Origin of the sequence: Fusibacter ferrireducens (genome assembly GCF_015352425.1) — a bacterium.
Taxonomy (GTDB): domain Bacteria; phylum Bacillota; class Clostridia; order Peptostreptococcales; family Acidaminobacteraceae; genus Fusibacter_A; species Fusibacter_A ferrireducens.
The window spans coordinates 25,406-40,206 of record NZ_JADKNH010000013.1; the positions used below are offsets into that span (position 1 = coordinate 25,406).

Annotated in this window: 9 protein-coding genes; all 9 read right to left on the reverse strand. The window is 36.4% G+C overall.

Annotation, left to right across the window (positions count from 1 at the left end):
* Window positions 1–19: 19 nt before the first annotated feature.
* The 9 genes from ISU02_RS18640 to ISU02_RS18680 all read right to left on the reverse strand — a co-directional run bounded on the left by ISU02_RS18640 (window position 20) and on the right by ISU02_RS18680 (window position 14,792).
* Window positions 20–2,860, reverse strand: coding sequence for an S-layer homology domain-containing protein (locus ISU02_RS18640; RefSeq protein WP_194703362.1), 2,841 nt, complete (start codon window positions 2,858–2,860; stop codon window positions 20–22).
* Between the two features lie 87 nt (window positions 2,861–2,947).
* Window positions 2,948–4,723: an O-antigen ligase family protein gene (locus ISU02_RS18645; protein ID WP_194703363.1), complete on the reverse strand. Its 1,776-nt coding sequence runs from the start codon at window positions 4,721–4,723 to the stop codon at window positions 2,948–2,950.
* A gap of 95 nt (window positions 4,724–4,818) precedes the next feature.
* Complete coding sequence (locus tag ISU02_RS18650) at window positions 4,819–5,973, reverse strand: glycosyltransferase family 4 protein (RefSeq protein ID WP_194703364.1); 1,155 nt, start codon at window positions 5,971–5,973, stop codon at window positions 4,819–4,821.
* Entirely contained in the window at window positions 5,963–6,475 is a 513-nt protein-coding gene (locus tag ISU02_RS18655) for a VanZ family protein (RefSeq protein ID WP_194703365.1), read from the reverse strand. Before ISU02_RS18655 ends, ISU02_RS18650 begins: the two co-directional genes overlap by 11 nt.
* A gap of 116 nt (window positions 6,476–6,591) precedes the next feature.
* Window positions 6,592–8,175 carry an S-layer homology domain-containing protein gene (locus ISU02_RS18660; protein ID WP_194703366.1) on the reverse strand — a complete coding sequence of 528 codons (1,584 nt, stop codon included), beginning with the start codon at window positions 8,173–8,175 and terminating at the stop codon, window positions 6,592–6,594.
* 88 nt (window positions 8,176–8,263) lie between these two features.
* Entirely contained in the window at window positions 8,264–11,098 is a 2,835-nt protein-coding gene (locus tag ISU02_RS18665; protein WP_194703367.1) for an S-layer homology domain-containing protein, read from the reverse strand.
* Between the two features lie 137 nt (window positions 11,099–11,235).
* Window positions 11,236–12,003 carry a hypothetical protein gene (locus tag ISU02_RS18670; RefSeq protein WP_194703368.1) on the reverse strand — a complete coding sequence of 256 codons (768 nt, stop codon included), beginning with the start codon at window positions 12,001–12,003 and terminating at the stop codon, window positions 11,236–11,238.
* Between the two features lie 120 nt (window positions 12,004–12,123).
* Entirely contained in the window at window positions 12,124–13,452 is a 1,329-nt protein-coding gene (locus ISU02_RS18675) for a hypothetical protein (RefSeq protein WP_194703369.1), read from the reverse strand.
* Window positions 13,453–13,457: 5 nt separating this feature from the next.
* A complete protein-coding gene (locus tag ISU02_RS18680; protein WP_194703370.1) occupies window positions 13,458–14,792 on the reverse strand; it encodes a GumC domain-containing protein in 1,335 nt (444 codons plus the stop codon).
* Between the last annotated feature and the right edge of the window lie 9 nt (window positions 14,793–14,801).

Sequence of the window (14,801 nt, forward strand, 5' to 3'; positions counted from 1 at the left end):
GATAATAGCACTCATGAAATTAATTGATATACTCAATTCGAGTTGAAATATTCTCAATCTTTAAGCCTTCGTTATCCACAAGAGGATATTTCTGAATGATGCTCATGTATTGTGATATTTTGTCTTGATCTAAAACGTTTATATAAAGCTGTAATGCACTGTAATTAGTAACTATTTTGTCGATTGTAACCCCAGGAATATCAAAAGTTAGACTAGAAATTGTATTCCCATTTAGAGGCTTTGTAAACTCTATCGTGACAATTCCTGTACCTTTGGTATAATAAGCATCATCCACCGACTGGCCATTTATAAACACTTTCTTAATGCCTGAAACGATATATTCTGTCATTTGCTTGTAAGAACTAATACTACTAAAAGTTTCACCAAAAGACGTCTTTGTATTTTGACCCACTGTTTTTAATAAGAAACCATAGATATTATCAATTGGATAACTTAAAATTGCCGTTATAACCGTTCTGTTTTTTTCATCTGTACTTAGAGTATGACTTGTTATTGCATAATAGCCGTTATTCTTAGTGATCTCAAAATCGGCGACATCCACCACATCTACTTTATCTGACAATACAATTTCACATTGATTATTGCCAATATATCTAAATTCTTCCACTGTGATATTTGCCTTTTCTCTAAGATCCACATAGTTTTCATTTGACTCTGTTATATTTCCGGAAATGTCTGCTACTCGATTAATCGTCATATCAACTGCGTCAGCACTGGTATTGCCGTCCACTGCAATGTTTATTCCACCATAATTGGATCGTGCAATTGTAAATTGTACCGTCATATCATCTATCTTTTTAATTGAGACACTATTTGCAGGCAAACTACTTAACTTAATACCATTTATACTGTAATTATTTCGATCCAGCACAGAATATTTGCCGCTCATATTCATCGCTTCATCAAAGAAAAGTAAAACATCTTGTTCTGAAGACGATGTAAAAAATACTTTTGCAAACCATTTTGCAGGGCTTGGAACAGTCATATCTTGTACTGAAAATTTATGTCCCGAATCTTCCAACACATTATCTGAATAATCTTTAAAATTTTTAAAAGCTAACGTATAATTTCCCATTAACTTATCTATCGTTCGTATAGTGATCGTGTAGGCCTTAGCATCATATACTGCCGAGGATAATCTGACCTCATTTCCATCTTGATCCTTAAAGACATAGTTAGAAAACAAATTCAGCTCTCCTGTGGTATTTTTTAAAGCCTCTGAAAAATATACCACAACTGTATGATCATCTATTATATCCGGTTCTCCTACAACAGTGGGCTTTGTATTATCTGGTGGTAACATAACTGTGACCGTTTCTGTTACGTTCTTATTGCCAGCATAATCTGAAACTGCACCGCTGAGGACAATCACATTGTTACTTCCTGCATTTAGAGGTTTCTTTGAAAAATTCAAAGTCATCTCATTACCATTAAGCTGATCTTTGGTCAAATTTTGATCAATAGAAGAAGTCGCATTTGTATGATAATATGCTGCATATAGACCATTAATGAGCTTTAAATCTTCATCCCACACCAACACGACCTGCGTTGGACTGTTCACCCTGTACGAAACCACTTTAGGGCCAACTGTATCCTTATTTAGCTCCGCTGTTAATTCAGTCACGTACAGATTAAAACCCGCGTAATCTTTAATCGTATTTTGTGCTTTAATTTTAACTGGTTCGGTTAACTTGGAACCACATTGAATAATTGCTGTTTTATTATTGTTTGATAACTTTGCATCATATACACTTATTTGTCCTCCATTTACGACAAAGTCAGTTGAATAAAGCTCTGGCTCTGAATCCGTGTCTATATTAGGATACTGATCTTCATCACTTTGAACGGGTTCATTAAAAGTCACCTTGATATAGTAATCCCCTATGATTTCAGCTGACCTGAGCTGTGGCAATGTCGTATCTGCAAACTGGATATTGCTAAGTTTCTTTTCTGTCATTTTGCTACCATCTTTTGCATCAATATCTTTAAAGGTAATCTCCAAAGCTCTATTTTGAATAATAGGAATATTGGTAACAATATTGAGGCTCATCATATCTTGAGATAATACAATTTTTAAAGGTTTTAAGAAGAAATTTGAATCCTGTTTCAGTTCCACATGTGATAAATCCATATTCATCTTATTGTCCAAAGCTTTACTGAAAGTAAACTCAAGTTCAGTTAACCCAATGGCCTTATAACTCTTTATTTCAAAATCACCTGAATTCGCTGTTGTTGAATCTGTACTTGTATTGCCACCTAAACTCGCTATAACGTCCTCGGGAATTTTATTCAATTTTAAACCCAAAGCCAAAACATCGTTTTTTGCTGGTGTCAACAATGCTTGCCACATGCCGTTAAATGCCTCACCGCGCTTCAATGCAGCCGAATTCGCTGCAGTAAAATTGATACCAAGTGTATTCATATCCAAGATCACATTGGACCATTCATAAGTATAGCCAAGCGCATTCATCAGCATTGCACTCCACTCTTGTCGTGAGACGGACGCATTTGGTTTAAAAGTCCCATCAGGATAGCCACTAACCCATCCCGATGTTTTAGCGTACGTCACATATGGCGCATACCAATCTTTTGAATCTACATCGCTGAAATTCTTAATGTACACAAAGCTTGAAGCTGCTTTTTTCTTGCCATACATCTCAGATAAAAGCACACAAGCTTGAGCTCTCGTCAAGTTTTGATCCACCATTAGATCACCATTATCACCAGCAATAAAACCATATTTGAAGAGTAAGTCCGCTGATGATTCTTCTGCAAAACTCATAAGCGCAGAAGTCGTCAAAACTGTTATCATTAATAAAATTATTATTTTACGTTTCATTTGAACCTCCTTAACCAAGTATTACACCATCTTTATTATATCAAACTATATTCTAGTCGCATGTTAAGGTTATATTTCAAAGACAACTTATTTTTTCTCATAAGCAATCGGTTTTACCAACGAAAAACTTAAAGCTAAAAATGCCCAGAATATAGGTGCCGTATGAACACTGGAATCATTGAACATAGAAGCGACCAAATAACCCGTTATGCCAATGCATATTGAGATATTAAAGCTTTTAAGAAACCCATCATCTTTTATATTTCTTCTAATAAATCGCTTGTAATAGATTAAGAGTAATGCTAAGAAAGCAATTATTGCAGGCAATCCAAAATCATATGCAATTTGGAGGTATAAATTATGGACTTTATCTACCACCATATCCGTGGTGTGATAAATATAGTGTTTCCCCACATAATCTTCTTGAGGAAATTGTGATGCAAACGTATCTACACCATTACCCACTACTGGATGGTTTAGTATTAACGGTAACGTTCTTGACCAAATGTAAAATCTACCTGTCCCCATAGATTCAATGCCTTTAAATCCTATAGATTGAGGTTTCTCAATTTTATCAAACTTTTGGTAAATATTCACATAAGAAAGTTGATCGCCATTATATCCAAAATACCAATTTCGCTGATCCATATTGACTACAAAATAAACATTTGAATCCACTTGTTGCAGGAAAACACTGACCCCATTAAGCACTTGTTGATCAAAAACGTATCGACCGAGTTCATCTATTCCTGATGGTTCTATTAACTGATCATCTAAGTAATAATTCATAACCCATCCCTGAGCTGAGTGAGCAGTAATAGCAATTTTAAGCTCTGAAGCCATGTAATTTATCTTTATATCATTGCCCTCTACCATGATTGACTCAATACTTTGTTCAGAAGCATAGGGGTTAAAAAGCTCTCCAAATCTCTCAATTATAAAACTATTCATCACAAGGCTGCCCACAAGTATTACAGCAACAACGCCCAAAACTATCCATTTCAATGACTTAAAGTATTTTAAAAACTTTTCTCGATTTAAATAAAGAATTAATGGCACCGTAAATGCAACAGCAATCAAACCGTTTCTTGCGATGGACCCGAAAAGATTAAATAGGAGCAAACCCGTAAAGGCAAAATAAAAATAACGTTTTTTGGGCTCTCTTTCATTTAAAAGCAAATTCAAGAAGTATGGAATGCTAAAACTACAGAAATATCCCACCTGATTACTATTAAATAATGTTTGTGATATTCTATTATATTGGTATGCAGACCCAATATTAAATTCACTATTTATCAGTGAAAAAGAGGTCAAAAATGGCTTCACAATAGGATTAAATAATACATCCACATGAAAATACTGACCCAGTCCAATAATAGATAAAATCAAGTTCAGAAGTATAAACGCTCTATTGACCAATATTGCTTCTTTCTCATTCCAACTATGACTATAAATTACCATAAAAATTAGAAAATAAGAAAACCAAACCCATATACTTTCATAGCGATCAATATAACCGTGAAGGGACATGTATAAATCCGTTGAGAAAAAAGTGGATACAATAACCCAGATGAAAAGAAAGGCTATTAAAGCAAGAACGACATCCTTTTTAATCTTTGACCAATCTCTTTTTTTTAGTATTGTAATCGAGAGATATATTAAAGCCATAACGCCAAGCGCAATTACACAATTCGATTTAAAATAAGTATAAATGTCAAAAAAAACATCTACATTTGGATACCAAGAATATTTTGACATGGGATAATTCACTTGCGTAACCCTGACCAAAATAGGAATTATGCCCACGGCAATCAATGCAATTAATAGAGCCCCTTGCTCAAGTATACTTTTTTTCGTCTTCATACATCCTCCACTCCCAATTACATAATCTATATTCTATTACCTAATTTAATCTAGGTAAATTAAAGTTTTATTAGAGATTCACCGCCTATATTATATCATAGATACAATTCAGAATAAGCCTTCATCATCTCTTGGATTGTGAAATGCGCTTTATAAAAATGATAAGCCGCCTCTCTCATTTGATCTCTTAATTCAGACTGTTCAATGAGGTGCTTCAATTTTTGAGTTGCCTCTTCAATATCGCCTAATTCATATAGGTAACCTGTTTCTTCAGGTAAAACCAGTTCGTTGTTGCCAGTGACATTTGATGCCACTATAGGCGTTTTAGAACTCATTGCTTCAATCAATGTATAAGGCAATCCTTCGTACAAAGCCGTCGTCAAATAGACGTCAAACAAAAGATAGAACACTTCAATCTCAGTTTGATGCCCTAAAAACAAAATACGATCTTCCAACTGAGCGGTCTTAACCTTTTGTTTCATATCTTCTAGGAATTCACCTTCCCCAATCCAAAGAAACGTAACGTGTTCCGTAGCATTACATATATTAAAAGCTATTTTAATGTATTCTTCAGGGTTCTTTTGTGTATAAAGGCGCGCGACGGTACCAACGATTAAGTCATCTTCAGGGATATCATACTTCAATTTGATCGCCCCTATAGCTTCTACATTTTTTGATTGATCTTGATCCCATATACTTTCAACACAATTATAAAGCACCTTAAGGGATGCTTCATTCCCAATTCTATGATTTAGAGCAAATTGTCGCTCTCCCTCTGAAACGTTGAGGGTTAAAGTCGTTGCGAATCTCGCCAAAAACCGCTCTATCAGAACGAAGAGCACATATTTAGACTTAGATAATGTTCTATTTTGTATCGCATACGCATGAGGGGTATAATAAATGCTCTCAACATTCAATATTCTCGCCGCTAATCGGCCCACAACACCTGCTTTGGAACTATGACAGTGCACAATATCAGGTCGAATTTTTTTTAGAAGTGCATACACTTTTAAATATGACTCCAAGTCCTTTTTAGGATGAATCTCTCGGATCATTTCAGGCACTTCATAAAATTGAACAACATCTGCCTTGTCCTCTTTTAATTTAAAAAAACGATAGTCTAAACGGTCCCTACTGTGTATCACATGCAAATCAATTTTTTCATAATCCAAACGACTGATAACATCCACAATATGCTTGCCAACACCATCCATGATCGTTTCTGAAATAATCACAATTTTAGTCTTCATAAATTAATTTGCCTCTACGATCATGGAGCGTTTTCCATAGTATTTTTATGAGTAAAATGCCTAGCAATATCCCGATTGTATCTATCCCTACATCTTTAACATTTGCCGTTCTTCCAGGAATCAAAAGTTGATGCGCCTCATCAAAACAGGCATATAAAAAACTCCATATAAACCCTATGCCCATGCTTTTAAACTGAGAATAATAAGCAGACAAAGCGTAGACAACACTTAAGGACAAGCCCCAAAACTCTATAACATGAGCTGTTTTTCTCAGTATTATCATGATGTTTTCGCTTTCACTATAATACCGAATTTCATCTGATTCTGACATTTCTTCGGCGTCAACATCATTTCCAACGGCTGTCTTTTCAATTGCCACCATAACTCTCCCAGTTAAAATCCAAGATTTCGCAGCGTTGAGATGCGACATGGCGAAAATGAATAACATCCAAAATACCACTAATAGCCATCTCACTTTTTTCATTTTTAATATTTTGATCATCTTATGCTCACCTACAATTCAATACTTCTATTATACCTTATCCCACTCCATTTAGGATTACAATTAAATTAAAAAAAAGGATAAACCCTCCACAGAGTTTATCCTCAAATACTGTCTTATTGATAAATTAAAGGTAAAAGCTCATATAACATATTTGCCGTTTCAAGTCGGGTTGCTTGCTTAGACATATCTACGTTTTCAAGTGGCATGCCACGCAAAGCACCATTTGAAATGGCATTTTCAATAAGGGGTTTCGCCCAAGTTGCTGCTGTATCCGTTTTAAGTGTGTAGCTAGATTCACTTTCTTCCGTACCCTTTTCTACATCTGCTGCCTTTAACACTTTACTCAATACCGTTAATATTTCCTGTTGCGTAATAGGACCATTTGGATCAAAAGAATCTTGTGATTTCCCGTCCATTAAGCCATATGCGTTAGCAATTGCCACATAAGGTGCATACCATACTGAACCCTCTACATCAGTGAATTTAGAGGTAGAGCTAACACCATCATACTGAAGCATTTTAGTAACTAGGGTTGCAAATTCTGCACGTGTAATTGAAGCATTTGGATCAAAATGATCTTCACCCTTGCCTGAAATGATGCCTAATGTCGCAAGTGTTTCCACTTTGTCCGTTGCCCAGTAATCATCCAATTGGAAATCACTAAAGCTTACAGGATTGGATTCAATACCATAAATTCCTGGCTTATCTGTTAAAAAAGTAGCTTGTCCATTTTTAAACGCTCCCCCCACAGGTGTAGAAGTACCATCCGCATTATAGCGCACAACCGTTAAACTCGACTTAAGCTCCGCCGGTACCGGTAATGTCGCAACGATTGGCATGGACAAATCCATTTTATTTTCTCCAAATCCTAGAGTTAATTTTTGATCCTTGTATTGTACTTTAAGACCATTGTTTTTGAGTTCAGAAAGATTTGTCGACTTCAAACTCAAGCTGACATCATTCATGGTCATACTGACTTTTATATTTTTACCTGCGATGCTCATCAAAGAGTCCACAGCAATTTCTTCGCCTGCACTGAGATCGAGATCTTCAAGTTTGAGCGACAGGGATTTACCGTTTAAGGTTTCGAGTGCTTTTTCTAAATACTTTGCATTAAATTGAATTGCTTTAGAATTCTCATTCTTGGTGAAAACAATCGTATCTGCTGGCGTATCCGTTACAGGCGGCACCACTGTTCCAGTCACAGCACCACCTCCTCCAACGCTGCTGCCTCCACCGATGCTGCCTCCACCGATGCTGCCTCCTGGTGTTGTTGGTGTTGTTGGAATCAATTTGTTTTTAACGATATTCCTCAGAGCCTGAAGTTCTCCGCTAAGCACCCCATCTGATAAAACACTTCCATATTTTGTACCGAGAGCAAGGTCCAACTCTTGGTACTTATCTCGAGCCATTCGAATATCGCCATTTACAAACAGTACTTCCTTCATCGCATGAAACATTAAATCATCAAAATTTGCTTCAGTTAATTCACCTGAACTACTTATTTTTGCAGATAATTCGTCTAAAAACATTTTAATATCGTCTTCTGTGGCCCCTTTGCTCATTAAATTTTCAACAATTACAGGGTGCTCTGTTTTGAGTTCCTCGTAAATGGACACATAGGATGCCGAAAAGCCCAAACCACTCATCAATAGTATAAGTCCCATAAAACTAATCCATATTTTAAAATATCTCATGCCCTTCTCCTATAAAAAGAATCCAACACATCTGAGTTGGATTCTTCTTTTTTATTTATTCAAAATATTTTAGGTTATCCATCCAATATTATTTTGTGAACATGTTATAGATCATTGCCGCTGCTTCTGCTCTAGTTGTATTGTTCGCTGGGTTGAAGTTGCCTTCTGGAGTCCCATTGACAATTGTTTCTCTTGAAACCATTGCAACTGCCGCTTTTGCATAAGTTTCCACAGCATTACCATCGTTAAATCTTGCCAATTCTGTTAAATCAGCACTTGTATAACCATCTGCCATCAACACTTTAGAAATCATAACCGCCATATCTTGACGTGTGATCGGTGCATCAGGACTGAAAGTCGTAGCTGTTGTGCCTGAAACAATACCGTTTTCATAAGCTGCTGCAACACTGCCTGCATACCACGCATCAGCAGAAACGTCTGTAAATGGCATTTTTTGAACATCACCGTTTAATTGAGCGATTCTCATAAGCATATCCAAGAACTCAGCTCTAGTAATTTTCGCATTAGGTTCAAAGTTATTACCTGATTTTGCAATTGCGATTCCTTTTGAAGCCAAGTATTCAACAGTATCTTTTGACCATGCCGCTTGATTTAGGTCTGCAAAAGTTACAGAGGACTCTTTAACGACGTAGAACGAGAACCCTTTACGTTTAAACACAACTTTTCCATCCACGTATTTCGCAGGAACAGCTTCCACTGTACCGTCATCTTTCAATAAATAAACTGATAATTTTTCTGGATTTTCATTAGCACTGAGTTCATATGGCAATGAAACCGTTACAGGTGTCTTAAAGGTGCTTACTTTTTCTGTACCTACAGATGCATTTAAGTCTACCACTTTTGCATTTGAAGGCACTTGCGCTCTTTGAGCTGCTGTTAAATCAGTAACTGATACATTTTCAGCAGAAACCTTAACTGTATTTGTTAGATCTTGTGCAAATGAATTTTTATCGATTTCAAAACTTGCAGTTGGTGTAGAAATTTTCACTTCATCTACCACAGCAAATACATCACTTAAACCATCAAGGCTCGCTTCTACTGTTTTTACCCCTTCAACCACTGGCACATTGATGACCACTTGTGGTTTAATGTTCTTAGTAGTTTGTAAGCCTGCTGCTTTGATTGAATCCATCATAGTTTTTTGAGTTTGTACAGCCGCTTGAGCTTTAGCTGCTAAATCTCCTGCTTTTACAGAAACACTGCCAACACCAGTTGCCGAATTTACTTTTACATCTGATGCAGTCATATTTGTAGTTCCAGCAACTGCAATTGCGGTTTTTGCCATTGCACTGATCTGCGCTTCAACTTTTTTAACATTTTGTAGAACAGCCGCTTTAGTCGCCCCAGTTGTAGAAGCATTTGCTGCTTTTACGACAGTAGCTGCCGATTTTATGATATCATTTGCCAAGCTCGTTGCAACTGCACTGTCCGTTACCTTGCTCATAACAGCATTTGCATTGCTTACAAGTTTAGTCGTACTGTCCACTACTGATTTTAATTGAGCTGCATCGGTGATATTGCCAGCAACTTTTGCAGTCTCAGTTAATAATGTGGTTGTCGCATTCACAACTTTCGTTGCACCTTCTTGAGTTGTAACCGCTTTAGTCGAATTTACAATAGCTTTTGACAAGTTAGATACTGAATCTACGACAACTTGTTTAGTAGCCGTTGTGGACTCCGTGGTAATCGCTTTGGATATATCCGTCACATTTTTTGTAACGTCCTCTAAAACTTTACCTGCTTGTTCTTCAGTTGCAACATTTTCAGACTCTTTTGCAATATTTTCAGTTTGGGTATTAGTCTCTGTCGGATCAGTGACTGGTGGTGTTGTAGGTGGTGTTGTAGTGCCGCCACCACTTGGCCCGCCACCGCTTGGTCCGTCATTGTCATTGTCATCAGCTTTAGCTGATACTGTCACCGTAAACGTGTGGAAATAATCTTTATCTGCCACAGGTGAATCCACACCTGCTCTGTGTAAATAGACTTTTGAAGTACCTACTGCTTTAGCCGTTAAAGTCGCTCCATTAACGCCTACTATTGCTGGATTTTCCACTGTGATTTGAAATAAATTCGTGTCTTGTCCAAAAATAGAAACCACATAAGATTGTGTTGAACCAACTGTTAACGATGTTGAACCTTTCAAAACAGTATTTACACGAATCGCTGCATTTGCAAGTGCTATATCAGCATTATTCCCCAATCCAGATTGAACCGTATTTAATGCTTTTCTCATGTCTTGGTCTGCTAATTTAACAGTTTCTGCATTCCATCCAAAATGAACTAAGCTATCTCTAATGCCTGTTGCTCCAGTAACACCATCATAAACCTTAACTTTAATGCCTTCAGCTGCTTTAATAAAAGCATCCACATCACCTGCACTTGACAGTGCATTTGCATCTTGTAAAGTCACATACGATGACATATTTTGATAAGTACCAAGGAAAAGATCAATTAATTGATCATTTGTAATGCTGTATTGTGCACCGCCATAAACAATCTTCATCACTGAACTCGGCTTAGCAGCCACTGTTTTAAAGTTAGCAATACTTGCATCTAAAGTCGTTTGATCATAGCTGTACTGTATTCTCGCTACAGCTGTTACAAATTCTTTTACATTAGGGAAAATATCCTTAAATAAATCCAAGTAATTTGCATCATAATAAGGATTTTCAATTTCCATCGTTGTCAAATCCCATGCGGCATCATCCAAATTTGCAGTGCCACCTACAATCGCATTATATGCTGCCGTACGATCAGCAATCTCTGTTGGCGTTAACTTTGCATAAATTTCTAATGCCTTTGTTGTAACATCAGACTCAGTACCAGCTGCAAAAGCTGCGCCTGGAATCATAATGGAAAACATCATACAAAGTATTAGCGTTAAACTAAGTAATCTTTTCATATTGTCATTCCTCCCAATTTTCATTTCGTAAATTAACATCTTTTGGCAAGATTGGCGTCTTCCCAAAAGACGTTAATCTTCATAATGTATTGTGCGATTTGCACATAAACCTCAATGAGTTATGTATGCTCATTTCATCAAGGTTGATACCCCAGCGCTTTATTCATAAGTTCATCGCGCCTATTTTGTTTTTGTGTCTCATAGGCAGCTCTCAGTTTTTTTACTGAGTCTGTGCCTAAACCTTCACTTTTTAGCTCTGCTTTCATCTTACCCAGAAGTTCCTCTACAGCTTGATCGACAATATTCTCAAGTACATCTGCTCGGGAAAGATAATTACTGCCCAGTTTTCCTGTCACTGTAATATCATTTTTTTGAGCAGCTGATAGATTGTTATATTCGTACTTTGCTTCGCCTATAAGGGTCTGCAAAAGCGATTCTGCCTTTACCTCAATCTTCCCCATAGCTGCCGTATACTTCTCTATAATGGCATCTTCCTTTGAAACTGTTTTAACAGGTTTCTCAGGAACACTTTCATTTTTCGAAACATCTTCTTTACTTTGAGGATTATTTTCGGCTACACTGTTTTCTTGTTGCTCTGCTACGGGTGGCACTTCCTGTTCTTTAGGCGGCAGGTTTGGCAGAGATGAGACTTCGCCACTTTCTTCACTGCCATTGTTCTCATGAACAACGTCTTTATCTGGTTCTGAGTCATTGCCTGACTTAACAGGCACTTCAGAATCTGTAACAGGTAATTCATCAGCTTCAACGATATCTTTTTCATCTACAGATTCCAATATTGAATTAAACTCCGTTTCAGCCTCTGTTCGAATCGCTTCTGACAAATCACCTGGAAAAAGATAGGGTTTAATAACAAAAACATATACCGCACTCAGAAGTATAAGCACAAGCAAAATCCACTTGATCTTTTTGATGTTACCACCTCACAGACATAATAATGTATCACTACCATTTTACCAAATTCAAGCAAAAATGCCTAGCTCGTAATCATAATTTAACATAAAACACTAATCACTCACATGACGGTAATTCACTTTCTTTTGTGCTGTCTTCCTTTTCCTAAAAAGCAAAATCTGGCTAAAGACAGCCGTTGTCACAAACCAAATGACAAATATAGATCCGATTACCTTTAGCGGACTTATGTTTCGATTAACCTGAACCCCATAGACACTTGTCATCAAATTGCTATATTTATCTGTAAAGTAGGCTTGTGTTTTTGAATTTACTTTCAATCCCCAGTCTTGAATCACCGTTTTTAAATCCAGTGCCATGGCATCCACTTCTTTACGCGCTTGAGAAAGCTTTACTAACGATACTTCTGGGCTATCCAGTTCTGTTATTTTTTTTTGAATATCCAAGATTTCTTCATCCAGTGTAACCGCATCTACTTGAGATTCTGTGGCCTTTTTAGCCAAAATATCATAAGTATCATTTACCACTGAAAACGCCAAATTTTCCCCTGTAACACTGGGCAACATTACCGTTGACGTATTTGATTTTACAATGTTCAAGAGTTCTTGATTCACACTATATTGACCAAAGCTCTTATTCTTTTCAAGCTCATATCTTCTAATCATATATGCATATTTGATTTTAAGCTGATCTTTATCCTTAGAGAGCTTATAGGTACTGATTATAGAGTTCATTTTTTGAAGATCTAATTTTTGAGAAAGTCTTATACCTTCCATCAAATCTCTAAAGGATAACTGATCTGCTCCAATATATTCTGGAGCCTCTGCTTCTAATACTTTCAAATGATTTAACAATCGATTGTAATCACTTTCAAATAAGCGACTATACTCTGGATAGTCATAATCGGAGAGGTTATACTGCACCATCTCTCTTTGAATATCCACATAGGGATAGGTATTTTTTTTGATAAAATAATTTTCAAACCCCTGTTTATAATTTTCAGCTAATTTATAGCTCATTTGTTTGGATAAGCCAATTTCAGCAGAGGGTTTAATCCGCACCACAAACTCACTTGGAAAATAAGTATAATCTTCCCCATCAATGTGTTTTTGCTCAATAGTCTCTACGATGCCAACAGGTAAAATAGGCGATACTTCAATCGCTTGTCTGTATTGATCTTTATATTCAATTTGACTCAGTTCAAATACTGATCTTAAAGCATTTTCGCTGATAATTTCACTATAATCAAATCTCGTGTTATCTGGATTCAATCCTTTTTCAATCCCTTCAAATTGAAGTGAAAAACTCGTACTCATAGTCACTTGTCCCCAATAAGCATATGCGAGTACCATCAGAAGCGAAAGCATTAATGTCAATAAAAGCAAATTCATATTGGGTTTCATTCTTTTTTTCATTGCAGTCATACGCATTAGTCCTCCTTTTCCCAATATGCCCTGAAAAAGGCTATAAAAACACCCGCCATTAACCCTAAAATTCCGCCGATGGCTATATTTAATGTCATTTTAACCTTTGAGTACACTTCCGCCGGAGATAATGCATAGAATGATTTTGTTATATATTGATCGTAAAATTCATCTGTTGTCTCTTTAGTCAATACCAACAACGCTTTGAGCTCATTTGAAATATTTGAAATTGAATTTTCAACCGTAGTTAGCATTTCAGCCTTACTCCCACTTAAAATAGCAGTCTCCGATTTCAACTCCTGTACTTCTCTTTGATAATAATCAATCTGCTCTTGAATACTACTTGCATTTACACTTGTCGATACTGTTTTCAAAATCAAGTTGTTAAAATAACTACTTTGGTCTGTACTGTCACCTGTTATGCCAGATAAAACTTTGTTGCTTGAATCCTCAATAGAAGATAACATCTCTTTTGTTACAACAGTTTCAGCATTATACTTTGCCTTTTGAAACTCTAGTTCCTCAATCACATATTCATAAAACATAATAAGTTTATCTTTATCCTTAGTTAGCTTGTAGGCACTTATATTGGCATCTAATCGATTCAAATTAATATCATCTATCAAATCCGCCATTTCAACCAAGTCAGAAAAAGATTGCCCAGTCTGCTTAGACCTAAACCCCGAATCAACTGTACTTAATGCGCTGCTAAATTGTTTGATTTCCGTAACTTGACTATGTAGTACCGTTGCGACATCTGAATAATCATATTTTCCAAAATCAACACCAGAAATTTTATTGATAACCGGTTTCTGAGTCAAATAAGTCTCTGAAAAATAGGCTTGGTAAGATGCTATAATTTGATTGACAATTCGCTTTGCAGTCTCAGCATCAAGATTACTTTTTTGGCTTACTTTTAGGCTCAAAATATACTCATTTGGGAAATAAACATAAGAATCGCCTTCTTTTTCCAGTGCATATTCTTGCTTAGAGACCACTTCACTTGGAATAATAGGTTCCATTGTCACTAAAGCTCTGATTTTATTGGCAGAAACCTTGCCTTCTAATTTTAAAATCTGAATGACATCATTTAAAATATAAGGGGATACTACTTGATAAGGATCAAATTTTGAGCCATCCGGATTCAAGTGCTTCTCAATTCCCGAATAATGAAAAGCCATGATTACCTTTGCACTTTTGCCCTCTCCCATTTGATACCACGAAAACACTATACTAAACAACAAGGCGATGCATGTTACTAACAAAATGAGTTTTCTGTTATCGATTATATTCTGGATCAGCTCTTTAAGGGATATTTCGTCATATTGTTCTTCTGGCATGAATCAGCC